General features: G+C 47.2%; 23 protein-coding genes and 5 tRNA genes. 11 read left to right on the forward strand and 17 right to left on the reverse strand.

The features are described from left to right. The first annotated feature begins 42 nt into the window (after positions 1–42). Complete coding sequence (locus ACKKE8_RS20815) at positions 43–591, forward strand: GNAT family N-acetyltransferase (protein ID WP_409174709.1); 549 nt, start codon at positions 43–45, stop codon at positions 589–591. On the opposite strand, the gene ACKKE8_RS20820 is transcribed toward ACKKE8_RS20815, so the two are convergent. From ACKKE8_RS20820 to ACKKE8_RS20830, 3 genes are read right to left on the reverse strand one after another with little or no spacing between them, the layout of a single operon-like run. Further along, positions 566–1429 carry an EcsC family protein gene (locus ACKKE8_RS20820; protein WP_409174710.1) on the reverse strand — a complete coding sequence of 288 codons (864 nt, stop codon included), beginning with the start codon at positions 1427–1429 and terminating at the stop codon, positions 566–568. The two genes, ACKKE8_RS20815 and ACKKE8_RS20820, sit on opposite strands and share 26 nt — an antisense overlap. A gap of 13 nt (positions 1430–1442) precedes the next feature. Next, the gene (locus ACKKE8_RS20825; RefSeq protein ID WP_233220580.1) at positions 1443–1637 is read right to left on the reverse strand and encodes a hypothetical protein; all 195 of its coding nucleotides are present in this window, start codon (positions 1635–1637) and stop codon (positions 1443–1445) included. A gap of 60 nt (positions 1638–1697) precedes the next feature. After that, positions 1698–3743 (reverse strand): hypothetical protein, encoded by a 2046-nt coding sequence (locus ACKKE8_RS20830; RefSeq protein WP_409174711.1) that lies wholly within the window; start codon positions 3741–3743, stop codon positions 1698–1700. A gap of 192 nt (positions 3744–3935) precedes the next feature. On the opposite strand from ACKKE8_RS20830, the gene ACKKE8_RS20835 reads away from it, so the two are divergent. Both ACKKE8_RS20835 and ACKKE8_RS20840 read left to right on the forward strand, forming a co-directional pair. Continuing rightward, positions 3936–4736, forward strand: a complete 801-nt coding sequence (locus ACKKE8_RS20835) for a class I SAM-dependent methyltransferase (RefSeq protein ID WP_409174712.1) — start codon at positions 3936–3938, stop codon at positions 4734–4736. Beyond that, positions 4733–5407: a hypothetical protein gene (locus ACKKE8_RS20840; RefSeq protein WP_409174713.1), complete on the forward strand. Its 675-nt coding sequence runs from the start codon at positions 4733–4735 to the stop codon at positions 5405–5407. The genes ACKKE8_RS20835 and ACKKE8_RS20840 overlap by 4 nt, the downstream gene beginning before the upstream one ends. Positions 5408–5498: 91 nt before the next feature. Here the strand turns inward: ACKKE8_RS20840 and ACKKE8_RS20845 are convergent, their stop codons facing one another. The 3 genes from ACKKE8_RS20845 to ACKKE8_RS20855 are packed head-to-tail and all read right to left on the reverse strand — an operon-like array spanning position 5499 to position 9224. Continuing rightward, complete coding sequence (locus ACKKE8_RS20845; RefSeq protein ID WP_409174714.1) at positions 5499–7016, reverse strand: efflux RND transporter periplasmic adaptor subunit; 1518 nt, start codon at positions 7014–7016, stop codon at positions 5499–5501. Positions 7017–7040: 24 nt separating this feature from the next. Then, positions 7041–8498 (reverse strand): ABC transporter permease, encoded by a 1458-nt coding sequence (locus ACKKE8_RS20850; RefSeq protein ID WP_409174715.1) that lies wholly within the window; start codon positions 8496–8498, stop codon positions 7041–7043. A gap of 24 nt (positions 8499–8522) precedes the next feature. Beyond that, positions 8523–9224 carry an ABC transporter ATP-binding protein gene (locus tag ACKKE8_RS20855; RefSeq protein ID WP_017249629.1) on the reverse strand — a complete coding sequence of 234 codons (702 nt, stop codon included), beginning with the start codon at positions 9222–9224 and terminating at the stop codon, positions 8523–8525. 220 nt (positions 9225–9444) lie between these two features. On the opposite strand from ACKKE8_RS20855, the gene ACKKE8_RS20860 reads away from it, so the two are divergent. Continuing rightward, positions 9445–9618, forward strand: a complete 174-nt coding sequence (locus ACKKE8_RS20860) for a hypothetical protein (RefSeq protein ID WP_007723176.1) — start codon at positions 9445–9447, stop codon at positions 9616–9618. A 170-nt stretch (positions 9619–9788) separates the two neighbouring features. After that, complete coding sequence (gene pdxK, locus ACKKE8_RS20865; protein WP_007723175.1) at positions 9789–10616, forward strand: pyridoxine/pyridoxal/pyridoxamine kinase; 828 nt, start codon at positions 9789–9791, stop codon at positions 10614–10616. 71 nt (positions 10617–10687) lie between these two features. On the opposite strand, the gene rarD is transcribed toward pdxK, so the two are convergent. Then, positions 10688–11596, reverse strand: coding sequence for an EamA family transporter RarD (gene rarD / locus ACKKE8_RS20870; protein ID WP_409174716.1), 909 nt, complete (start codon positions 11594–11596; stop codon positions 10688–10690). Between the two features lie 288 nt (positions 11597–11884). On the opposite strand from rarD, the gene ACKKE8_RS20875 reads away from it, so the two are divergent. From ACKKE8_RS20875 to ACKKE8_RS20885, 3 genes are all read left to right on the forward strand, one after another. Then, on the forward strand, positions 11885–12793 hold the full coding sequence (locus ACKKE8_RS20875; protein WP_409174717.1) for an EamA family transporter: 909 nt from the start codon (positions 11885–11887) through the stop codon (positions 12791–12793). 153 nt (positions 12794–12946) lie between these two features. Further along, positions 12947–13411 (forward strand): DinB family protein, encoded by a 465-nt coding sequence (locus tag ACKKE8_RS20880; RefSeq protein ID WP_409174718.1) that lies wholly within the window; start codon positions 12947–12949, stop codon positions 13409–13411. Then, positions 13408–13776, forward strand: coding sequence for a glyoxalase superfamily protein (locus ACKKE8_RS20885; protein WP_392430148.1), 369 nt, complete (start codon positions 13408–13410; stop codon positions 13774–13776). Before ACKKE8_RS20880 ends, ACKKE8_RS20885 begins: the two co-directional genes overlap by 4 nt. A gap of 73 nt (positions 13777–13849) precedes the next feature. On the opposite strand, the gene ACKKE8_RS20890 is transcribed toward ACKKE8_RS20885, so the two are convergent. The 8 genes from ACKKE8_RS20890 to ACKKE8_RS20925 form a co-directional block, all read right to left on the reverse strand. Further along, positions 13850–13925 (reverse strand) — tRNA-His (locus ACKKE8_RS20890). 17 nt (positions 13926–13942) lie between these two features. Next, positions 13943–14029: transfer RNA gene (locus ACKKE8_RS20895), tRNA-Leu, on the reverse strand. 9 nt (positions 14030–14038) lie between these two features. After that, a tRNA-Val gene (locus ACKKE8_RS20900) sits at positions 14039–14114 on the reverse strand. Positions 14115–14194: 80 nt separating this feature from the next. Further along, positions 14195–14268, reverse strand: a tRNA-Glu gene (locus tag ACKKE8_RS20905). An 8-nt stretch (positions 14269–14276) separates the two neighbouring features. Further along, positions 14277–14369: transfer RNA gene (locus ACKKE8_RS20910), tRNA-Ser, on the reverse strand. A gap of 885 nt (positions 14370–15254) precedes the next feature. Further along, positions 15255–16064: a hydroxyethylthiazole kinase gene (thiM, locus tag ACKKE8_RS20915; RefSeq protein ID WP_409174719.1), complete on the reverse strand. Its 810-nt coding sequence runs from the start codon at positions 16062–16064 to the stop codon at positions 15255–15257. Beyond that, positions 16030–16572, reverse strand: a complete 543-nt coding sequence (locus ACKKE8_RS20920; protein ID WP_409174720.1) for a hypothetical protein — start codon at positions 16570–16572, stop codon at positions 16030–16032. Before ACKKE8_RS20920 ends, thiM begins: the two co-directional genes overlap by 35 nt. A gap of 279 nt (positions 16573–16851) precedes the next feature. Next, on the reverse strand, positions 16852–18288 hold the full coding sequence (locus ACKKE8_RS20925) for an RtcB family protein (RefSeq protein WP_409179174.1): 1437 nt from the start codon (positions 18286–18288) through the stop codon (positions 16852–16854). A 183-nt stretch (positions 18289–18471) separates the two neighbouring features. Here ACKKE8_RS20925 and ACKKE8_RS20930 point away from each other — a divergent pair, with 183 nt between their 5' ends. The 3 genes from ACKKE8_RS20930 to ACKKE8_RS20940 all read left to right on the forward strand — a co-directional run bounded on the left by ACKKE8_RS20930 (position 18472) and on the right by ACKKE8_RS20940 (position 21772). Continuing rightward, positions 18472–19767, forward strand: a complete 1296-nt coding sequence (locus ACKKE8_RS20930; protein WP_409174721.1) for a helix-turn-helix transcriptional regulator — start codon at positions 18472–18474, stop codon at positions 19765–19767. Beyond that, positions 19754–20563, forward strand: coding sequence for a WYL domain-containing protein (locus tag ACKKE8_RS20935; protein WP_409174722.1), 810 nt, complete (start codon positions 19754–19756; stop codon positions 20561–20563). The genes ACKKE8_RS20930 and ACKKE8_RS20935 overlap by 14 nt, the downstream gene beginning before the upstream one ends. 102 nt (positions 20564–20665) lie before the next feature. Continuing rightward, positions 20666–21772, forward strand: coding sequence for an N-acetylmuramoyl-L-alanine amidase (locus tag ACKKE8_RS20940; protein WP_409179175.1), 1107 nt, complete (start codon positions 20666–20668; stop codon positions 21770–21772). Here ACKKE8_RS20940 and ACKKE8_RS20945 read toward each other — a convergent pair. Further along, positions 21757–22233 carry a hypothetical protein gene (locus ACKKE8_RS20945; RefSeq protein ID WP_409174723.1) on the reverse strand — a complete coding sequence of 159 codons (477 nt, stop codon included), beginning with the start codon at positions 22231–22233 and terminating at the stop codon, positions 21757–21759. The genes ACKKE8_RS20940 and ACKKE8_RS20945 overlap by 16 nt on opposite strands. Positions 22234–22403: 170 nt before the next feature. Then, entirely contained in the window at positions 22404–23060 is a 657-nt protein-coding gene (locus tag ACKKE8_RS20950) for a YitT family protein (RefSeq protein WP_017250233.1), read from the reverse strand. Positions 23061–23336: the final 276 nt, after the last annotated feature.

Genomic DNA, 23336 nt, shown 5'->3' on the forward strand with positions numbered 1-23336 from the left:
ATGCTATACTATCAATCCAACTTTTTAAGGAGGATTGATCTCATGTCACTACTTACGGACGAGATTCTCTTACGGCCTCTCCAACAACAAGACGCAGCCGAGCTCCTAGAGCTTCGGCTGCGTAATTATGACTTTCTCCAACCATTTGAACCGATCCGCCCCGCTTCATTTCTGACCCTCACAGGACAGCAAGAACAAATTTTACAAGCACAGAATGATTTCGAACGTGGCACTGCCTATGCTTTTGGCGTATTCTCCCGGGAACCCAGAAAGATGATTGGACGTGTAGCGTTGTCGAATGTCGCACGTGGCGCATGGCAAAATGCGACGATTGGCTACTTCATGGATCAGACGTGGAATGGCAAAGGCTATACGACATCAGCAGTAAATCTCGCCCTCCGCTTTGCTTTAACGGATGCTGGGCTGCACAGGGTACAAGCGGCTGTCATGCCTCGCAATCAAGCTTCCATTCGCGTCTTGGAAAAAAACCGTTTTCGCCAGGAAGGCCTTTCGTTGCGCTATTTGCAAATTAACGGTGTATGGGAGGACCATCTCATCTGCGCTCTTACTGCTGAGGAGTGGTCTCCGTAATCTCCCCGCTCTTACCGCTCTTTTCGCTCTCACGCAGCCGCTCCAGGATGCGCCGTTTGCGGTACAGCATCATCCCCGCTTCGGCGACATCCTGTACGGTTGAGCGATTCAAATACGCCCCGAACAAAATACCCGCAATGGGCACCATTTGAAATAACTTTTTCCATCCATAGTTTTCTGTGTACGTTACCACGACTTCACGCCATCCCTGCAATTGCGCCATTACCTCTCTCTGCGCATTTGGATCATCAAAGCGGGAGAGCTCAGCGAGTATCGCTTTTTTCCCTACGATGTCTGATGAAGCAAACTGCAAGCATTTGACGACAAACAGCCGCTCTCTCTTCTCTTCAGGACGATAGCCATAGGCAAGAGCCATCTCTTGTAATACTTTGAGGGATGTCCCCATCAATAACGGGATATCAATCGCGAGGGTGAAAATCCCCCCGAAGCCAGTCGTCGCACCTTGTACCGTGGCAAAATTCGCACGTGAATCCTTTAGTTCCATTGCGACATCATTCATGATTGTAAGCGGTACAGCAGCAATCTCCTCCTTGCCAATCACAGACGTGCCCTGTCCCTCTAACCGTTTGCCAAACCGCTTGTAAATCGGTTCATCCTGCACCAAATAAGTTCCACCTGTCTCAAGAAAGGCTGCCATTTCATCTACGGCTTTTCCTAGCTTTTCTTGAACGAATGCAGGCGTAATCCGATCCAACAGAACAAAAGGAAGTCTGCCAAGCTTTTCCCAGAACCACAAGTCGTTCTGGTCCTTCTCCCAAGCCTCCACTTCGCGTAATGCCGTAACTAATGTTTCCCTAGACTCTTTCAACCTCAACAACCTCCCTGGCTGCTCACTCAGATTCTCCTCGCTTCCACTGACACTGGTTGCGCAAGATAGACTTGATATAGTCCTGCAACTCTTCTGACGTGGCGTGACAGACGAATTCTTTTTTATTTCTTACGATTCCCAGCTTCAAATGTTTCACTTGCTCTCCTTCGATCCGAAAGCCGAACTTTTCCAGGATCGCCTTCTGCTCGTTTGTCACAGGATTGCCTCCCCTTGTAGTCGAAAACCCCCATGCCATAATGCAAGGGGGTCCACCTACCTACTTCACTTCAATTGTAATCGTCAATGTTTCATTGCGCTCATTTACATCGGTTTTCTTATTGTACTTTCTTTTGGAGTTGATAACCGTGCAGGTCTTGTTTGTGAGCGTATTCGTTACCTTGATCTTGTATTCTCCAGGCTTATCCGTATCGATATACCTTTTCAAATTCAGTGATTCAAGTCCCTCGCCATCGTCGTCATCACCTTTGCTAGGCTTGATGCTGGAGATCTTTTCCTCCCCTGAAAAGATCTCGATCCGATTTTCTGAGGAAATGGTACCGTTATTGTGCTTCCGACTGGCACCAATACCGATTTCGCCATGTTTCCATTCAAACTTCGGCATATAGTAGGCCTTCTTTTCGCTCTTATCCCTGATCTTTTTGGATCCGACAAGCTCAGCATGAGTAGCGATCAGCCTTAGGTCTTCCCATTCTTCGAGATCATCGCCTGCGTTCACGGTAATCTTTTGTCCGTCCCGGTATTCCTTACCGCTCTCACTTCGAAGAAGAAGTGGCGAACTTGGCGGATTTACACCTGTATCATCCGGCTCACATGCTGGATACGTCTTGATTGGAGGCAAATCTTCTATCACTTGAACGTAGCCGCACCATACTTGCGCCGGGTCTCTTTTGCTATAGTAGTTGACTTTGTAGCGACCTGGCTTATAGCCGGACAACAGCAATCCCGTATGATCCCAATTCAATTTGCTCTCATCGACAATGACGTTATCGATCGCCCATACTCCCGGCCCCTCATCATCATCCGCTTCGCTTCCATATTCAATGTGCTCGGCTGCAGTTGCCAGCCAGATCAAATGAACAGGATTTTGATACAGCTTGACTGTATTATCAGAGGAATACAGGTTCATCTTTTCTACCGTCGGTGTTGATTGTTCGTTCTGCTTCATCAACACATCCATCGTGACATTTCCACCAGCAGGGCCGCAGGCATTTGGTGCACCTGGAACTTGTATTTGAACGGTTGTCGCCGAAGTATCGCCCCACATAGACGATGTCTCTTTTTGCACCGAAACAGGCTCAAAGGTAACAGCGATTGTGATTCCAGCCAGTCTCTCAGGAATGTCCACCTCAAAATGTTGCGCATCTGCCAAGGTTTGTCCTGTTCCGTTCACTGACCATCTTCCTGGGATTGGCGAATACAATGGAACCTTCCCTGGTGCTGCTGGAGCTGTTATTTTCTGATCTTGCGTCAGCTTTTGACCGCTTGTATCCGTTCCCATGTACAGCTCTGCAACGCCTACTTGAATCGTCGTCATCCAAGGTGACATGGTTGTATCATCCGGAACAAAGAGGAGCTCATACTGCCCCGTCAACAATGTCCCCGTCGAAAAAATTGTCGTCGCAGGAACAGACCTCATCTCTGTATTCGTGGACTTATTTGTTAATTTCCATGTGCCCGGTACAGAACTGGTAAAGTCGTGTGAACCCATCATTCCAAAAATCGATGTTTGCCCGCCACTTGGTACTGGTTCTCCCTCTGCTTTTTCCCCATTAAATATACTCGGGTAATTTTTGGCCTCTACCAGAAACCGCACATGCACTGTACTGCTCTTCCCTTTGGCATCCGTTACAATAAAGGTCAAGGTATGTGAGCCAGCAGACAGCTTTTGTGCTGGAATAGTAAACCGAGGTACTTGCCATTTGAAAGAAGTCTGTGACGAGGTATTTTCGGATTCATACTCCGATAACTCTACGCCATCCAATAAAACTTGCTTCCGATTGAGGTTGGTTTCCGTTCCATAAGTGGTCTGTATCACGTCAATATCAAGTGGTGTCTCGGGAGGAAGAATAAATTCATCGTTCTTCACCCAGTTCCAACCATTTGAATCTAGTCCTGCAACCTGATAATCGTTAAAGATAACCATATCGTGAACAGGCTGCTGCCGGATCGGCTTAGATACTTGGCTGTTTTTTTTCATGGATGCTGTTGCCCCGGCCCCTATGGCTGGCGGTACTGACACACCTGACAATAAGGTGCCCGTTGCCAAACACACTAGAAGTGTTTTTACAACCCATTTTTTCACGAATTGTCCTCCTACTTTCTTCCTTACAATTTTTCAACTGTGATCATTCGACAAAAACGGCAAAATATCCTCTACGATCGTAGAGCTTTTTTGTGCGCTAGATATAGTTAAATGCTATGCCGTTTATAATTTTTATAGATTTGACTTATACCTCCTCAGTCGGTAAAAATGGATGAAAGGGAGGGGATTTAGATGGTTCAAACCGATCAATGGAATGCCGGGCTGTACGACGCCAAGATGAATTTCGTTTCTGAATACGGCAAAGGGTTAGTGGACTGGCTACAGCCGGCTCCAGGAGAAAGCATTCTTGACTTAGGCTGTGGAACAGGCGACCTGTGTGCGCAACTATCGCTTGCAGGAGCATATGTGACAGGAATCGACTTTTCTGCCGCCATGATTGAGGCTGCTCGCCAAAAATATCCGCAGTTTGCCTTTGAAGTAGCCGATGCTCATACGTATCGCACAGATGTCAGTTACGACGCTGTCTTTTCCAATGCCGCGCTCCACTGGATGAAACGTCCTGCAAAAGTCGTTGAAACCATTTGGTTGGCTCTTGCTCCCGGTGGACGCTTTGTTGCCGAATTTGGAGGACACGGCAATTGCGGACAAATCACAAAAGCATTACGGACTGTATTGGCACGAAAAGGAATATCCGCGGATGAGCGCTCACCTTGGTATTTTCCGAGCATTGGAGAGTACACGACTCTTTTGGAGAAGCAAGGCTTCCACGTCGTACTTGCCTCCCATTTTGATCGTCCGACAATCATGGCTGATGGGGAACTTGGGCTTTCGCATTGGCTACATTCTTTTTGCAGTCCTTTTTTTGCGGGTCTGTCCTCAGATGAAATCCAGCAAGTATGTAGGGAAGTCACTGACTTACTGCGTCCTGCCCTGTTTCAAGAGGGTCACTGGGTGCTCGATTACAAGCGCATTCGCGTCCTTGCCCAAAAGAATTCAGAGAATGATACTCTACATAGGGGAGCTGCACGATGACCCGTATTGCCTGTCTCCATGGACATTATTCGAATATTTCCCTCTTATCAGATGCGTTCGCAGCCTTTGACGTTGAGCTGATTCATTTTGTTGATCCAGGTTTACTCCTGCAAAACGCGGGAACCCATGTCCATACCAAGGAACAATCGCATGCCAAATTACGTGAGCAACTAAGCTGGATGCAGAGCTGCGCGGTCGATGCAATCGTGATCACTTGCACGCAGTATGCCGCACTGGTAACACCAGAGGATGAGGAATTTGCTACTGTCCCAATCTTCACAATCGATGGACCTTTTTTTCATGAGCTTGCACGATATATTGAGCCACAAGTCCTGCTGTTCTCCAATCCGGCTACTGTCCAACCTACGATGGAGCGTCTCGTGCAACACGCCCATTCCCATAACCTTCATCCAGAGCTACAAGTACACATCGTCGAAAATGCTTTTGCCCTGCTCATGGAAAACAAGCAAGAAGCGTACAGAGAAGCGATAAAAGATGCCCTGTCTCAGCTCCATCAAACGTTTCCAGACCAACCTATTGCAGTGGCACAGCTCTCCATGGCACCTGTTGCCGATCAGTTTGCAAAGGAAAACGGCTGTACAATCTCCCATCCTTTACATAGTTTGACGTCGCAAATGTCCGCAACGTTACGCTTACGTTCAAAGAGTTGAAAAGCGTATGCGTGTAAAAAAACAGCCCCGTTTGCTTAGGTCTTTGGCCAGTGGCAACGGGGCTATCGCTATAAACGAATTCGATTGGCTTTTACATGCCTTCGGAGTTGGTCACCAGAACCTCTTCTCCCTCATTCAAGCCGCCTTTGATTTCAATAAAATCATATCCTTCAATACCGATTTCTACGTCTTTCGGCATTGGATCTCCGGTGCCCGGATCTTTCACCATAACTGTTCCCTGACCTGGCCCCAGAATTTCAACCGCATTGCTTGGCAAGCGCAGGACATTCTGTGCTTGGGCGACGATAATATCGTTGTCTCCCGTCATCCCATGCTTAAAATCAGCCTTGTCTAGCAGTTCCACTTTAACCGCGAAACGAACTTCCTTGTCTTCTTTTTTTCCTTCTTTAGGGAGCTCTATAACTTTGCCTTTAAACGGCTCGGTACCAAATGCATACACATAAACATCGACATTTTGTCCGATTTTAATCTCAGGAATATCAAGCTCTCCAACGGCTGCCACAAAGTAAACAGAAGTCGTGTCCATAATAATGGCTGCAGGATCTGATCCTGGCGCTTCGCCTTCTTTTACACCTAGCTTGGTGATGACACCGCTAATTGGCGCTGTTACTTGGTTCTTCGCAATTTCACGCTTTTTCTGCTCCATGTTCAATAAGGACGTTTTTAGCGCGAGCTCTTTTTCCATCAGCTCCATACCGGACGCTTCCATATCCATCTTGAACAGTTGTTGCCCTACTTTGACTACATCGTCCTTTTTCACGTCGATCTTGCCAATTTTTCCGTGAGTACCCGCCAAAATTTCTATTTCATCTGGCAACTGGAATTCTTTCTGATTTCGGCTTACATATAAGAGGCCCTTATCATCCGTATACTGTACCTCACCCTTGTCCCCAACATAAATGGCCCCAGGCTTCTTGACCAATACCTCGACATTGTGAATTCCGCCAGCACCTTCTACTTTTTCACCTATTCTATCCACTTCCGTGACAACACCATCCACAAAATACATGGAAGTCGGAATGAATACCTTCACTTTTTGACCTACACTGAATCGCTCAGACTCATAGGAGGTAAATTGCCCAATTATTTTCAAATAGTCGGTATTAGCAAGCTTGACTACTACCTGATCCGGTCTTACATCTTGCCCTTCTTCTACAAGGACCTCAACCACTTTTCCTTCTTTAGTAGCCGTGATCTTGTCTTTCTTTTGTTTAATTTCACTTAGCTCTTTTTTCGCCTTTAAAATGTCCAGCTCCAGCTTTTGAATTTCCAGCTGTGCATCCGAGCTGTCTATCGTGAACAAGACATCGCCTTTTTTTACGGACTGCCCTTCCTTAACTAACACACGTTGCACCTTGCCGCTGAGCTCTGGCTTGACTTCCTCACGCGCCTTCGCTTCCACTGTACCTGCTGAGTTGATCGTCTTCTTGACGTCACCACGTTCCACGAGCGCTATCGGGAAGTTCGGTTTTTCTTCTGGCTTTTCTTCTGTAACTTCTTCGCCCTTGAAGTACGAATAGCCGTAATAGCTTCCCCCTCCAAGAACGGCCACGATCGTGGCGATAATGATCCATTTTTTCTTGTTCATCTTACGTTCCTCACATTTCATCACTTATTCAGATCGAATCGCTTGCAGCGCACTTAAACGAGACGCACGGATCGCCGGGAAGATTCCCGCCAACACCCCAATAATAAAGGAGAAGCCAATCGCAAAGAATGCCAGCCAGCTCGGAATGACCGCCAATTTTGTTGGCTCAGCCTCTGGATCTCCACCGCCGTAGCCCATGTTCAGACTATCCAAGAGACCTCCAGACGCTCCGAAGTAATTCACGAGCTCAACCGCTCCCCACGCCATGCCGAGACCAGCTAGTCCACCTATTAAACCAATAAAGCCTGATTCCATTAAGAACAGCCAACGAATATTCAACACAGTGGCTCCGATTACTTTCATGATACCAATCTCTTTGGTTCGCTCTAAAATCGACATGATCATCGTATTGACGATTCCAATGGTTGCGACGAGCAAGGAGATTGCTGCAATTCCTCCGAGGACCATCTGAATCACGAAGAAGAAGTTATTGATGGTTTCCAGCTCACGTGCAGGCGAATATACTTCAAAGCCATTTTCCTTCAACGCTTTGACTACACTCTCGACTTTTTCACGAGATTCTACTTTGACTGTAATTCTGTCAAATTCAAAGGTATCCTTTTTGGCTTTATCGCGTGATCTGCGCGATGCTCCCTCTTCGACTTCGTCACCTCGACTGCGCGTGACCCACTCGTTCAGCTCTTTCACTACGTTAATCGGTACATAAACCGCGGCTGACGAGTTACGTTCTTCTGACTTTTTTAATTGACCGACAACCTTCACACGCAGTTCTTTTTTCTCGTATTTCGGTTCATCGTCGATGCGATATTCGCGTGACAAGATCAGAGTCCCTGCTCTGTCTACGAGATTGAAGGTCAGTGCATCTCCGCCCCCTATATCAGGAGGTGGCATCTGGGACATTTCATTCCGTCCAGCTCCGGCTTTTCTTCGCCGTTCCTCGCGCTTTTCCTTTTCTACGTCACGCAATTCTCTGGATACATCGAAAGCAACCACTATCTCTTGTGGCGCCCCTGTCAGATAGCTTCCTTTTTCAACGTCATTTTTGCGATAGGCAGCCGACTCATTCACATCCACCCCAATAAGCTGTACGTAACCTTCTCGTCTACCTACCTTAAGCTTCGCTTGCTCTCGTAATTCTTTTATCGGCATAACTGCCTGAATGCCAGGAATCTTTTTTAAATCCTGCACCGCTTGCATATTCAGCTTCTTGACCTTATCCTCTGGGACATCAATCCACTCGCCATTTTCCTCGTACCAGCGCAATGCATCGACGTCCATCTCTGTCAAGTTCCCGAAGTTCTCCAAGCTTTTTACCGCACTTTCCTTAAGCCCTAAACTAAGTGCCATCATCGCAACGATTGCAGCCGTTCCGATCATGACACCAACCGACGTGAGGGCTGTCCGCAGCTTCATTCGCCACAGATTCCTCCAGACGATGCGAAAAGAATCCATTACCTTCACTGTTTGTTCACCTCATACCCTCGCCTACGCTGGTCTTGTCCTTTTTTGTACAACCCGTCCGTCCTGTAGATAAATGACCCGGTCGGACTGTTCCGCTACTTCCTGCTCATGGGTAACGATGATGAACGTAGTCCCATTTTCCTTGTTCATTTCTCTCATTAAAAGGAGAATCTCTTGTTCCGTCTTCGAGTCCAGGTTCCCCGTCGGCTCATCCGCCAAGATGATGCCAGGCTGATTGACGAGCGCTCTCGCAATACTGACACGCTGCTGCTGTCCACCACTAAGCTCATTGGGTCTGTGGTCGATACGACCTTCCAGCCCCACGCGGTGTAGGATTTCCGTTGCTTTAGCCCGACGTTTTTTCTTGCTTTCGCCTGCAAAAATCAAGGGAAGTTCTACGTTTTCCAACGCTGTCAGATTTGGGAGCAGATTGTATGACTGGAAGATAAAGCCCATATTTTTACGGCGAAACATGCATAGTTCGTTTTCGCTGTAGCTGGAAATCTGTGCTCCGCTAACCGTGACACTCCCTTCCTCCGGCTTGGTCAAACCTGCAAGCAAATTCAAGAGCGTAGACTTGCCTGATCCCGACGAGCCGCACAGAGCCACGAATTCACCCTTGTTGATATGAAGGTTGATATCATACAGCACGGGCACTTTGATTTTCCCTGTTCCGTAGCTGTGATTGACCCCTGTCACCGTCAGCTCTCCTGTTGAATTGACCATCGTTTGTCGCACCTCATTCGTTCTTTCAAAATGGAAGCTTTCGTAAACATCACATACTAAAGACGTAACATTTCGCAAAACGTAACGCTTATTTCGGAAACAATTTACGATTTACAGAATAACCATATTTTCTTCAAAAATATGTAACAGCTGTGTAACCTTTTGCAGGCTGTTACGTAATACAATGTAGATGTCAACAAACCATGGAGGGTCGAAGAAGATGACTATCTATCGCTTTTTATTTGAAACAGCAACACGCAGATGGGTTGAAATCATCAAGGCACCCAGTATGTTTGAGGCAGCAAAGCAAGCCAAACAGCTTGCAACCAAGCGTTCCAAGTCCATGTCTACTACCATCAGCTTCTCTTTTCACCACGCTGCTTCTCAAGCATAAATGCACACATACATAAACCGCTTGCCCTCTACGGGAGGCGGTTTTTATATTTTGGGGATATTATTGACAGCACTGATTTCTTCCTCTTTAATATAGAGAGAGGCATTACAGTGCATGACAGTATAGATCCGCTTCGATTGTGCAGCGGTATACAAAGGGAGATAATCACAATGACCATGAAGAAAGCACTCACCATTGCAGGTTCCGACACCAGCGGCGGAGCTGGTCAGCAAGCAGACCTCAAAACGTTTCAGGAGCTTGGTGTTTTCGGGATGACCGCCCTCACCGTTATCGTAGCCCAAGATCCACATAACGAATGGTTTCACGAAGTGTTTCCGATCGATGTTGCGATCCTGGAAAAACAAATCGAAACCGTACTCGCAGGAATTGGCGTAGATGCTGTAAAAACAGGGATGCTCGGAACCACTGAACTCGTTGACCTCGCTACCCGTAAAATAAAACAATACGATTTGAAAAATGTTGTCGTTGACCCTGTGATGATCTGTAAGGGTGCAGATGAAGCACTCCATCCAGAAATTGCAGTCAGCCTGCGTGAAGTCTTGCTCCCACACGCAACAGTTGCGACTCCTAACCTGTTCGAAGCTGGTATTCTCAGCCAAATGGGCGCACTGAAAAGTGTCGATGACATGAAGGAAGCGGCAAAACGCATCCACGACTTCGGCACCTCTTATGTCGTTGTAAAAGGCGGCAGCAAGCTTCAAAGCGGCAATGCCGTAGATGTTTTTTATGACGGGAAAACGATCGAGGTTTTGGAATCAGAGCGCTTTGAAACGAGCTTTACTCATGGTGCCGGCTGCACGTTCTCAGCTGCAATCTGTGCTGAATTGGCAAAAGGAAGCTCCGTACACAACGCAGTAGCTGTTGCCAAAGAATTTATCACCGAAGCGATTCGCCACTCGTTTGCGCTCAATAAATATGTGGGACCTACGAATCACGGTGCGTACCGCATGAAAAAACACGGCGAAGCGATTTGCTAATGACATCCTTGTAAACAAAAACTCCTGACCGTATCCGAGTCTATCTCGGTGGGTCAGGAGTTTTCTTATGTTTACGCTTGTTTTTTGATAGCGACCTCGGTATTGATTAGGGTAGCTTTTCGTTTCATGCGTACAGAAGACACCGTAAATACGATGAGCGCAGACCAGATGAATCCAAAGCTGATGAGATGTGTTTGGGTGAAAGTCTCTCCAAACAAGAAAACAGCTGATAGGAGCGATATCGTAGGCGCCAAGTATTGAATGAAGCCCACAACGGAAAGTGGGAGTCTAGTCGTTGCTTGGGCGAACCAGTAGAGCGGCATGGCAGTAGCTAACCCCGCAAGCGTCAGCAACAAAAGTTGCCACCACGCTAAGGATGTCATCGTCTCCGTCCCACTGACCTGTAGCATCAACAGATAACCGAAAGCAATAGGCGCCACAAACAGCGTCTCCCACGCCAGTCCGATCATCGCCTCCATTCGGACGAGCTTTTTCGCCAAGCTGTAAAAAGCAAAGGTCAGGGCAAGCGATAGAGAGACCCATGGAATCTCACCGTATTGGAAGGTGATGAACACGACTCCGAAAGCCGCGAGTATAAGGGCGAGCCATTGCCCAGCATGCATTTTCTCTTTTAAGAAAATGACTCCGAGCAGTACGGTGATGAGAGGATTCATATAGTAGCCAAGACTCGTTTGCATGACTTGATCGTTGTTCACTGCCCAGATAAAAATGAGCCAGTTTGCGCTGATTAGCAGTGAACATATCGCTAATGCTCCGAGCATTTTAAAACCAGTAACCGCTCCCCACATACTGCGCCAGCGTTTCGTTACCTGAATAATGATTGCGACAAAAATAATCGACCAGACGATTCGGTGAGCGAGTATCTCCCATGCCCCCATTGCCTGAAACAGCTTCCAATAGAGCGGGAGTAACCCCCAAGCCAAATACGCCACCATCGCGTAAATAATCCCCTGTCTCATCCTTGCTCCTCCATGTGTTTCGCCTTCTCTTTCTCTATAGACGACTTTTTGAACTTCTTCTCTATGGAGTAGTGTAACGGAAATATGAAAAATCAGCTATGTATTCTCACGAAGAATAAGCAGTTCCCTACACTTTCATCCGTTACCATATTACCAATGCATGCAGCTAGCTAATTACCTTAGTAGCACACTAAAGAGTAGACAAAAATTTTATTGTACCACTTTTAGACCTGTAGTACAATAGTCATTATTCTTCCGAGTTTAGTCATACGAAAGGAACTTTTACTTATGACATACTGGCGATCTATCTTATTAGTTTTACTCGGTGCGTGCAGCTACGGTGTCCTCTCGATCTTCATGAAGCATGCTTTTCAACTCGGTTTTACGCCATTTGAAATGAGCGGAAGCCAATTGATTTTTGGCGGCTTGATTATGACGGTCATGGCCATCTTTTTCTCCAAGCAACGGTTTTCGTTCAAGTATTTGTTGCTTTTGGCACCAGCCAGCCTCATGATGGCCTCAACCAGTCTTTTTTACCACCAGGCTGTTAGCCGAGTCTCTGCTTCGCTCGCAATCGTTCTCCTCTTTCAGTTTACCTGGATCGGTGTCTTGCTGGAGGCGATTGTGGATCGCAAATGGCCGACCGCTGAAAAATGGGTGTCTCTGGTTATGCTTGGAGCAGGGACGGTTCTTGCAAGCGGACTTGGCGAAAGTGGCATTCAGAGTGTAGACATGGTCGGACTGATCTTCGGTCTGATGTCAGGCGCGACCTTTGCCCTGGTCATTTTCTTCAGCGGGCGAATTCTCCCTGGAATGGACCCATTCTTGCGAAGCGCGATTTCGATTAGTATGGCTGCCCTGATGCTCTCGATCGTTTATCCACCGACTTTCCTGGTAAATGGTCAGCTTCTGCAAGGATTGCTGCCGCTCGGTCTTTTGGTTGCGATCTTCGGTTCGGTCATCCCGATCTTCTGCTTAGCTGTCGGTGTGCCGCGGATCGGAAATGGACTGGCTACCATTTTAAGTGCAGTCGAGCTACCCACAGTCGTGCTCTTGTCGAGCTTCGTGCTTCAAGAGACTGTTTCTCTCCCTCAATGGGGTGGCGTATTTATGATCCTCGCTGCCATTTGCGTACCGCAAGTAAAATGGCGGAAACTATTCTCCCCTTCTCACGCCCTCGAGCGGGAAAGAATGTAGCGCCATTTCCGTTTCCTTTAAACAGCATATAAATCGCGTGCAGACGAGCTGGTTCTGTACGCTTTTTTTGTTGGTACACCCCTTCTTATAGAAGGAAGGTAGATTCTTTGACTCGAATCTATTTGCGAAGACTGCCACTCAAGGAGGAAAAGTATGGAAAAGCGGCATAGGGTGTTATTCCAGCAGCTAGAGGATTATCGACAGGAGACGTTAAAAGCAATTGAAGGTTTGACGGATGAAGAGGTGAATCTCATACCCGATGGTTTCTCCAACAATATCTTGTGGAATCTGGGGCACATCTATCTCGATCAGTATTTATGGATCGCTCACCTTACAAAAGAAACGGTCCCAATCCCCCCTGGCTTCAACGAATGGTTTAACTTTGGGACAAAGCCTGCTGACTGGGATACACCGCCACCGAAACTCGCAGTGCTCGTCTCCTTATTACAAGAACAACCTCAGAAGATACAAGCCGCTTACAAGGATCGATTAGAAGAAGAGTTTCCCGCAACTGAATCCGGCATGCATACGATTGCACAAGTGCTTGTCCGAACGATTTTTCACGAAGGGGTGCACCTCGCATCCATCAATACAATCCGGAGGTTTTTGGGTAAATGAATCAGATCATAACACCTATTTTTCGCATGTTTGACGTTGAGAAGGCAAGAGAGTTTTATGTGGAGTTTCTAGGTTTTCAGATTGATTGGGAGCATCGTTACGAGGATCATTTTCCTTTGTACATGCAAATTTCCTCTCCATCTTGCACGCTTCATCTCTCCGAGCATCACGGGGATGCTTGTCCTGGCTCAGCGATTCGCGTACAGGTAGAGAACATTGAGCTTTTTCATCAGTCACTGCTACGTCAAGGATACAAGTACGCTTGTCCCGGTTTAGAGGAGACGCCGTGGGGAACGCGTGAAGTGAGCGTGACCGATCCTTTTGGCAATCGCCTTCACTTTTATCAGCCTGTTGCTCATTCGTAGACGAATACAAAGAAAGCCCAGCCGGAGTTCCTTTACAGGAGCCACCGCTGGGCTATTTCATTTTAAACATATATGGGGCGATCGATGGGACTTGAACCCACGAGTGCCGGAGCCACAATCCGGTGCGTTAACCCCTTCGCCACGACCGCCATGTATAGGGTTTGCTTGGTGCGGTCGAGAGGACTTGAACCTCCACGGTGTTGCCACCACTAGAACCTGAATCTAGCGCGTCTGCCAATTCCGCCACGACCGCATATAAAAATGGTGGAGGCTGACGGGATCGAACCGCCGACCCTCTGCTTGTAAGGCAGATGCTCTCCCAGCTGAGCTAAGCCTCCATACCCCAAACCAGTTGTTGGGGCCCCTGCAAAGTACTCGTGTTGCTACAAAGCATTCACTTCACTTCGTGGGGTGTAAGTGACCCGTAGGGGATTCGAACCCCTGTATGACAGCGTGAAAGGCTGCTGTGTTAAACCGCTTCACCAACGGGCCAAGTTTGATGGCGGATGGAGTGGGATTTGAACCCACGAGACGGTTCGACACCGCCTACACGATTTCCAATCGTGCTCCTTCGGCCGCTCGGACATCCATCCATCGAGCCTGCAAGCGTTCGCTTCGGCAAGAATTAATCTATCATATTCAAAACATGATTTCAAGTGATATTTTGAAAGTTTTCCCCTCAGTCGACCTCCGTGCCATTCGTATCAGGCGAATATCTATCGAAACGAAAAAAGGGAGATTGCCTAAAGCAACTTCACTTTCTGTTCAATATGATACAAGTAGTATTCCTTTACAAGACGGAGTGATGTCAGTTGTCAAAAAGAAAACGCCGATCAGTAGGTTTCCCCTGTTTGTACGGAAACTGGTGTGGGCCTGGATGCTCCGGGCCAGGTGCTCCGATAGATGACATCGACAGATGCTGCAAGAGGCATGATGATTGCTATCGAAAGCACGGCTATTTTTCTTGTCATTGCGATCAGGAGCTCGTACGCTGCCTTCGAAATAAAGTAAATAACTCAACGGAAAAAGGGAGAATGGCCGGAATCATCTCGAATTTTTTCTCTCGAACAAGGTGCTTTCCCAGCAATCCCCGCTAGTTTTTCTGAATCGTTCTCCTTGTCAGTTTTCATACAAAAAGTGGTAACAACTTGGACATGAATCAGACATAATTCCCTTGTTTTTCCTTGGTTTTTTTTGGTACTCTATTGAATGTCCAAGGAGGGTACGCAGCGTGGAATTGCACATACGAACAGACGCCAATGTGGCGCTGACGTTAAAGAGAGAAATTATTTGTCATGGTATTTCCCGTTTTTATGTCCGTCCATACGATGATGATCAAGTAGAATTTATATTCCTAGCACTATCAGAGCACCAGAAGAAGCTGCTGTCTTATTCACTGCGAAATTACAGCTACTGTCTAACATATCTAGCTTAATCGTTCTACGGCCATTTTCCTCCCCTTTTTTAAAGGGGAATTTTTATTCTTTTTTTTCGATGTACCCAAAACGGCGAACATCGTCTGCGGTCAAGTTATGCAAGGCATTCAAAAATTCGCCTTGGAAACTACCTGGACCTACTCCTGCTGTTTTCTCTGCTGCCATCTGCGCAGCAACACCGTAGCATACCAATGCTGCAGCTCCTGCGATCAGCTTGTCATTTGCAATGGCTGCAAACGCTCCCATAACAGACGTTAACAAACAGCCAGTTCCGGTCACCTTCGTTAAGATTGGATGTCCATTACGGATCGAGTAAGTCGTTTCTCCATCCGAAATCACATCGACCTTGCCTGTAATCGCGACGATTGTCCTTAGCTTTTTCGCTGCTGCTCTCGCTAGGTCCGCGACATCTCCGCCCGTTTCCTTCGCATCTACACCTTTAATCTCCCATCGCTCCCCGATGACATTGGCAATCTCGGCAGCATTTCCTCTCATGAGGGTAAGGTCGAGTTCCTTTGCAAGATGTTGACTTGTCTCAGTTCGGTACGATGTTGCTCCCGCTCCCACTGGATCAAACAAAACAGGCACGCCATGCTGATTCGCCGATTTTCCTGCGATCAGCATCGCTTCGATCTCATGCTCATTCAACGTCCCTATATTCAATACAAGTGCTCCGGCGATCTTTGCCATGTCTGCCACCTCTTGTTTGGCGTACGCCATGACAGGTGATGCACCAAGGGCTAACAAGCCGTTCGCTGTAAAGTTCGTGACAACTACGTTCGTCATGTTATGTACAAGTGGATTTTCCTCGCGCACTTTAATTAGTAATTGCCCGATTGTCTCCAGAATCATGATCGTTACCCCTTTCGTCTTGGACGGCGACTCGTGGAATCATCTTGTACACCTCGATGACTTCCCCTAATATAGAATGCTCTTGCATGACACCAATGATGATATACGGGTGTTTTATGATAGGTAATTCGCGCATGTCAGCTACAATTTTCCACACTTTCCCATCATCATCCGTCACGCTAGCACTGAAGGAGACTCTTCCCGCCCCTTCTTTCAAGATGTTTACGGCATCAAGGACTCCGCATATTTTTATCCGATCATCTGGATGCATGATCCGGTTTTCCTCGACCCATTTTAGCTTCATTTCGTCTACTTTTAATGTTTTCCATCGATCAAGGAACTCCCAATCTTTGGAATGTGGAAATATATGCTTCGTTTGCTCAAGGAAGGTGTTGTATTCTCCGTGCAGCTGATCTACATAATCATCTACATCCTCAGAAATCACGCGAATCGAATCCTCTCCGCATGTACGGATGTGGTGAGCCAGGTATTTGAAGGACTCGATCATGTCAAAGTTTCCCCAGCCCCAGGCCTGTTCGCCGAAAACTCCCCCCCGGGTTCGGCATTTTAGGCAGGTGAAGTAATAGTATGTAGGCATATCTGTTCCCCTATCTCCCCTATTTTGTCTCTCTTTTGGTATCGGTTGAGGAAGCGAAGCAATTTATGTTACATTCGAACCTATTTTTTGAAACTTCTCACGCAATTTGTTCACAATTGATTTTTATTATTTAGTGTAAGTTAAATCACAAAAGGTGGCCCCCCTAATTTTTCAGGAAGCCACTCTTCATTATACTCCTTTTATGGCAATAAGAGGGTTACATTTTGCTACGACAGATGCAAGATTTGCTCCCACAACCGAATCGATGATTTGATCCACATCTTTATAGGCTTGTGGGCATTCATCAAGGATAGAAGCAAGCGAACGGTGATTCACCATGATCTCGTCTTCCTGTCCCACGCGCATTGCCTGCTCGAATTGATCGATGGTCACAAGCTCCTTCGTTGCTTTGCGGGAACGAACACGCCCTGCACCATGGCAGATCGAGTAAAAGTTTTTGGCTCCGGTGTCCGATCCGACCATGATATAGGACGATGTTCCCATAGAACCTGGAATCAAAGCTGGGTGTCCTGTTTCACGGTAAGCCTTCGGATTTTGGAAATGGCCTGCTGGCAACGCCTTCGTCGCTCCTTTGCGGTGGACGAGCATCGGTGTGTTGCGATGGAATTCTTTCAAGGCGTAATTATGCATCAAATCATACAGGACTGGTGTACGCATCTCACTACCGAAAATATCCCGAAACGCCTGCTCCACTGAAAATCCGATCATATGCCGATTCGTTACCGCAAAGTTCAGCGCGGAGTACATCAAATTCAAATACTGTTGCCCTTCCCCACTTTGAATCGGAGCATATACCAGGCTTGGCTCGGGATTATGAATCCCCCATTTGTACATGGCTTCCTTGAAGCTTTTGGTGTAATCCCGCCCTAGCATTGCCCCCCACGCCCGCGAACCGGAATGAATCATGATGACAACCTGACCGTCGAACAGTCCCCACGCTTTCGCAATCTCCCTGTTCTCCTCCGCGATCTCGATATGCTGGATTTCAATAAAGTGGTTACCGCCCCCCAATGTTCCCAACTGGCCCCACGCACGACTCCAAGCTTTTTGCGGTATTTGCTCCAGGAAGGAATGGTCGAATTCAAATGTGTACTTTTCCACATGCGAGAAAGAACGACTTAGGGTGTCAGGCGCTTCTTCTGCATCCGGAATGTAGTTGCCAGGCAGTCCTTTTAAACCATGCTTCACTACTTCCTCCAAGCGAATATCTGTAAAATGCGTATTTCCCCGTTCGTTTGTCGGGACGTACGCTTCGATCGCTTCAATCAATGCACGTTTTAGGCTCTTGTCTTTGAGGTCGTCTCGATGCAACGGAGTCAGATGCACACGCATTCCACATCCAATATCTGATCCGACGATGGAAGGCGAGACAAATCCATCGGCAAGATTCCAAACCGCTGTCGTCCCAATGCAGGTCCCAACGCCCACATGCGCATCGGGAGTATACGAAAAATAAACATTTCGCGGAATACGCAAATTATTGTCTGCCATTTGATATACGCGTTCCCCGAAGCTCGCAAAGACTTCGTCATTCGCAAAAACGTGCACATCTCCATGCTCCAGCTTCACTTCACGATGGTTGTTTCCATGCAAAATTGTTTTCATCATCCATTTCTCCTGTCTCTCACAGCCTGCGCTGTTTTTCATACCCTTATTTTCCATCCGCGCATGTGGTTTGAACATGGTAAAAGTATTACGAACCTCTTTTTATCATTGACTTCTCTTCAGCCTCTTCGTAATATGAGGACTAATTTGGAAATAAATGACGAATGAATAAGGATGAATGTAATGGCACGCGAAAGCTTTGACAAAGAGCTGCAATTGCTCCGTCTCCTGTTTTTGACCGCTGGTGCCTACAATCGGCACCAGTTAGCCGAGCGGCTCGGGATCTCCGTTCATACGCTTGATAAAACGATAAAAAAGCTGAAGGACATCCAATCAACCTTTTATCAGCATGTCGGCGATGAGGAGAAAAAAGAGTATTACGCGCAGCTTCGTTACAACTATTTTGAGGTGACGGACAATTTCTTGATGTTTTTGTACCATGCAAAATCATTGAAGGATTCGGAAGTAGAGCGACTGTCGCACATCTTGGAAAAGCTCAGACAACATCCTCTCTCCATTAAAGACTTGCTGGATACGTTTGTGGATACAGAGCCCGATGAAAAAACAATTCGCCAGGACATGAAGTACCTCGAAGAAATTGGCGTGATAAAAAATGTTAGTGAGGTCAGACCGTACCTCTATCAGTTCGACGGTGAGCTACTGGACTCGCTGACAGACGACGAGCTATTGGATCTGTATGATTTCATCGACTTCATGGCCAATACACAACTGCCGGCTGTCCCTGGTTATCTTCTGCAAGAAAAAGTGAAGCGCTATCTCAAATTTCGCTTGAAGCTGACCGATGCATCTGCGTTTTTATATAAATATCATTTCGTCTCACGTATTCTCGATGAATATCAAGCTTTGCTTCTCACGGAAGCCATTCGCCAGCGAAAAACCGTTGAATTTCACTACTACACGCCCAAACGCAGAAAGTTTTACGATTCCCAAAATACGAATCCGACTTTCCAGCGGGATACATCGGGACTACATCAAAAAGTGATTCCTCTCCGGGTTATTTTTGATCATCAATACGGCAGATGGTACTTGCTGGCACAAGGATGCGGCAATGGTCCGCTGCGCAAATACCGTGTGGAAGGCATGACCAAGCTCGTAACAGGCAGGTCCGTTACTCCGGAAATCTTCTCTTCCTTGCAAGCAAGTGCGGATGAGCGCATTGCCCATAGTTGGCTGATTGATACCGGAAAACTCGTAACCGTACGCCTTCGCTTTTTTCAGCCTCGCAACACGCCCCATTCCTTTATCCAAGAGCGAGTGGAGGCACAAGGGCAATGGGGGATTGTGACCGAGGAATCACGGGAGAGCTTTGTGTACGAGATAACCGTGAACAGCACGATGGAAATTACACCGTGGATTCGCAGCTTCGGTTCAAGCGTCGAAGTTCTTGAACCGCTGTTTCTTCGCAAGCAATTCCAAAAAGAATGGGAGGAGCTGCTCGCCTACTATGAATCTGTTTGATAAGATACATAATTACCAGCTAGTGACGCGGCTGGATGAAGCAGGTGTTTATCCGGTAACCTCACACGAAAAAGCATGGCTCGCCCTGATGCTGGCGAATCCATCTGCGGCAGAAATTTTCGAGCCAGCTACACTCGATAAGCTTCGCCGTTTGACACACATACCAGAAAGTGAATCGACCGAACAAGAACGATTCGTGGAAAAAGCGCAAACACAGGCCAAACAGCTCTGGAGTCCACTCGTGCGCACCCTGCGACGAATCATTCTCGGCAAGAATCACATAAAAATAACCGCAGCCACGAACAAAGGCCCGGTTTTTCGCAATCAGCGAGGGGTTCCCTACAAGCTGGAATATTCGCTTGCCAAGAAGGCCTGGTACCTGATCTGGCTGAATATGACTTCCAATCGCCTGATCACGACTCCGCTGCATCTCATTCGCTCCGTCGATGAGCTTTTCATAGAAGATGTATGGTATGACAGTTTTTTACCGACCATTTCGGAACAGATCCAACAGCGCAAGCAGATGGCAAAAATTGTGATCATCCGACGTTACAACGCTGAGCTCCAGCGCATATTGTACGCCTTTTCCTGCTTTGACAAAGAGGTCGCTTTTGATCCCGAATCACAGGTGTATACGATCACCCTGCACTTTCTATCTGACGAGCAGGAGTTTATTTTATCGCGCATTCGTTTTCTCGGCCTGCGGGTAAAAGTAATAGAAAACGATCAACTCAAACAGCGAATGGCAGAGTCAGCAACGAACGCCTTGGCAAGATATACCGAAACGCCACTTTGATTGTCCCAAAAAATCAGGAAATCATACCCTATTCGATTTCCTGCATTTCCCTTATGATAGTTCAGGTGAGATAGTAGCTAATCTAAGTCAGAGGTAGAAATGATGAAAACAACATGTAAAAAGGCGTCTCTCATATGTGGGCTATGGCTTAGTCTGTCATGGCCGTTTATTACGGAGCCGACGCAAGCAGCAAGTGTCATTCAGGCAAAAGTGGTCGCAACCTCTCTGAACGTTCGCAGTGAACCAGCCCCCAATGCTTCTATTGTCGCTACCGTGTCGTATGGAGCGGTCGTGACGATTACCGATGAAGCATACGGTTGGGCAAAAATTAGATACAATCAAAAGGTAGGCTGGGTCGCGGGGTATTACTTGCAAAAAGGAGCCGTAACGAGTGCGGGTTCCGCTTCTTCATCAGCCAATACAGCCACTGTCAAAAGCAAGCAAGGCACGGTTTTGGCCGATTCGCTTCGAATGCGAAAAGGACCAAGCACGAGCCATGAGATTATCCTTTCGCTGCCCCGAGGAACCCGTTTAGACATTTTGAAAAAGCAAGGAGACTGGATCCAAGCGAGAACTTCCAACGGACAAACAGGCTGGGTGTCTGCGACGTATATTGGCGATGCCAAGGCCAACGCTCCGGTGTCCAAAAGCTCCAAAACCCCAGGCTTAAAAGGAAAAGTCATCGTCATCGACCCAGGACATGGTGGCTCCGATGTCGGGACACAGGGAACCAAGTGGAATAGCATGGAAAAAACGTTGAATTACAAAACGTCCATGCTGCTCGCCAGCAAACTGCGACAACGCGGTGCGCAAGTCTTCATGACGAGGACAAGTGACACACAAAAACCTTCGCTAGCACAGCGTGTCACTTTTAGCGAATCAAAGGGAGCGGATGCCTTCATTAGCATCCATTACAATTCTTCTGTGAAGCCAAATAGCGGTACCCTCACGTTTTATTATTCGCAAGACAAAGACGAGCCGTTAGCTCGAGCAATTGAGTCTCGCTTGGCGGGTGGCATCGGTTTAAGAAGCAATGGCATTTCATTCGGCAATTATCACGTCCTGCGCGAAAACAATGATCCATCCGTCTTAATTGAGCTTGGCTTCCTATCGAATCCAAAAGATGAAGGCATCGTCCGTACATCGTCCTATCAGGACAAAGCTGCGCAGGCGATTACAGAAGCACTAGCTGATTACTTCGGTCGATAATCGTAGGGCTGGACGCTGTAGGAGAACAGCTTCCGCTCGAATTTCCCTTTGGCACCAATGATTTGATACCAGGTCTCTCCGATCAACAAGTCGGTTGCGAAATCTTTCTCCAGCAGATTCGTGATCATCTCCATGACCGCTTTCTCATTGTCTTTTTGGATTTTCAACGACAAGGCCAGGACGAAATACGCCTGGTCTTCTTCCATTTCCAACAAATGCAGACGGGCTGTACCACGGCGCTTGGCGTTGAAACCATCGATCACATTCAACAAACCCTTTTTTGCCTGCACTTTATACTTTGTCGCTTCCCTCCAAGAGGAAATAACCGCATCGTACAACGAAAACGTCAGGATGAAATGGCTGGCGTAATCCTTCGGGTCAAAAGGCTCCGGTCCCATTTGCTTCTCATCCGCTGGTATGACAACGAATGCTTTGTAGTTGCTAAAAAACGGATCGCTCATGGCAGGTCCTTTCCATCGATAGTATCTGTGTTGGTTAGTATCCACTAGGAAAGCAGGATATTATGTACAAAAACGGTCATAAACGTTCAAAAGACCAAGTCGACATGAAAACCGACTTGGCCTTTTGCTTGCTTTTGTATAGGCATGTTTTTCAACTGAATATCTACTCATTACCGGTGGGTCATCGAGACGCTTCCATGCCCGTGCTCCTCTTCCATGACCTCCATTCCTGCACCATGATTGACGGTCCAGGTGATGACTTGGCTGGAAATGACAACGGCCAAAATGGTATACATCATCTCTTTCATCGGTACGAACCAGAACGACATGCAAAGCACAATGACGTCTAGTAAAAGAAAGACCGTACCAATGGACAATCCCGTGTACTTACTGATCAACAGGGAGAAAATATCGTCTCCACCTGTCGCAGCTCCATAGCGCAGAACCAATCCGGTACCCAGTCCGGTCAATACACCGGCCAAGACAGACGCCAGCGGCATCATTCTGCTCATATCCATGACAATCGGTGAAAATCGTTCAAACAAATCGTAAAATACGGTAAAAGCAAGTGATGCAAAGATCGTGTCCCAAATGAACTGGCGGCCTCTTACTAACCAGGCAACCAAAAACAGTGGGATATCCAGCAAAAGCATCACCATCGCTGGCGACAAGTCAAAGGCGTATTTCGCCAATAACCCCAAGCCAACAAACCCACCTTCAGACAAATGGTTCTGAAAGTTAATGTGATAATACGCAAAAGCAAGTAAACAAGCTCCAAACAAAATCATACTGTAACGCTTAGATAACTGCAGCGCTCTCCTCATCATGGTTTCCTCGCAATTTTGTCGGTTTAGGCACAGACGACCAACCGACTACCGAGGAACATCGCAAGTATAAGTCGCTATTCATACAAAGGGCCTCGCTTTCGTAGTAGGTTAGTCGTCTTCAGTGACGATCGACTACTACGAAGCTAGATGTAGGAGAGGTCAAAACGTTTCCAGATCGTCCTATGGGGACGCATGGTATCCTGATCCCTTCCATGGCTTTTCTTGTATTATATCATAAAAAAGGTGAAAAAACGACTCGAAACCGTCTTTTCACCG

Source organism: Brevibacillus fortis (assembly GCF_046196545.1).
Classification (GTDB): domain Bacteria; phylum Bacillota; class Bacilli; order Brevibacillales; family Brevibacillaceae; genus Brevibacillus; species Brevibacillus fortis_A.

Excerpts from the sequence above, each read along its gene's own strand:
- pdxK (WP_007723175.1), top strand. The coding sequence starts at position 9,789 with ATGACCATGAAGAAAGCACTCACCATTGCAGGTTCCGACACCAGCGGC.
- ACKKE8_RS20935 (WP_409174722.1), top strand. The coding sequence starts at position 19,754 with ATGAATCTGTTTGATAAGATACATAATTACCAGCTAGTGACGCGGCTG.
- ACKKE8_RS20940 (WP_409179175.1), top strand. The coding sequence starts at position 20,666 with ATGAAAACAACATGTAAAAAGGCGTCTCTCATATGTGGGCTATGGCTT.
- ACKKE8_RS20925 (WP_409179174.1), bottom strand. The coding sequence starts at position 18,288 with ATGAAAACAATTTTGCATGGAAACAACCATCGTGAAGTGAAGCTGGAG.
- ACKKE8_RS20920 (WP_409174720.1), bottom strand. The coding sequence starts at position 16,572 with ATGATCGAGTCCTTCAAATACCTGGCTCACCACATCCGTACATGCGGA.
- ACKKE8_RS20815 (WP_409174709.1), top strand. The coding sequence starts at position 43 with ATGTCACTACTTACGGACGAGATTCTCTTACGGCCTCTCCAACAACAA.
- ACKKE8_RS20880 (WP_409174718.1), top strand. The coding sequence starts at position 12,947 with ATGGAAAAGCGGCATAGGGTGTTATTCCAGCAGCTAGAGGATTATCGA.
- ACKKE8_RS20930 (WP_409174721.1), top strand. The coding sequence starts at position 18,472 with ATGGCACGCGAAAGCTTTGACAAAGAGCTGCAATTGCTCCGTCTCCTG.
- thiM (WP_409174719.1), bottom strand. The coding sequence starts at position 16,064 with ATGATTCTGGAGACAATCGGGCAATTACTAATTAAAGTGCGCGAGGAA.
- ACKKE8_RS20855 (WP_017249629.1), bottom strand. The coding sequence starts at position 9,224 with ATGGTCAATTCAACAGGAGAGCTGACGGTGACAGGGGTCAATCACAGC.
- ACKKE8_RS20945 (WP_409174723.1), bottom strand. The coding sequence starts at position 22,233 with ATGAGCGATCCGTTTTTTAGCAACTACAAAGCATTCGTTGTCATACCA.
- ACKKE8_RS20875 (WP_409174717.1), top strand. The coding sequence starts at position 11,885 with ATGACATACTGGCGATCTATCTTATTAGTTTTACTCGGTGCGTGCAGC.
- ACKKE8_RS20845 (WP_409174714.1), bottom strand. The coding sequence starts at position 7,016 with ATGAACAAGAAAAAATGGATCATTATCGCCACGATCGTGGCCGTTCTT.
- ACKKE8_RS20860 (WP_007723176.1), top strand. The coding sequence starts at position 9,445 with ATGACTATCTATCGCTTTTTATTTGAAACAGCAACACGCAGATGGGTT.
- ACKKE8_RS20885 (WP_392430148.1), top strand. The coding sequence starts at position 13,408 with ATGAATCAGATCATAACACCTATTTTTCGCATGTTTGACGTTGAGAAG.
- rarD (WP_409174716.1), bottom strand. The coding sequence starts at position 11,596 with ATGAGACAGGGGATTATTTACGCGATGGTGGCGTATTTGGCTTGGGGG.
- ACKKE8_RS20835 (WP_409174712.1), top strand. The coding sequence starts at position 3,936 with ATGGTTCAAACCGATCAATGGAATGCCGGGCTGTACGACGCCAAGATG.
- ACKKE8_RS20840 (WP_409174713.1), top strand. The coding sequence starts at position 4,733 with ATGACCCGTATTGCCTGTCTCCATGGACATTATTCGAATATTTCCCTC.
- ACKKE8_RS20950 (WP_017250233.1), bottom strand. The coding sequence starts at position 23,060 with ATGATGAGGAGAGCGCTGCAGTTATCTAAGCGTTACAGTATGATTTTG.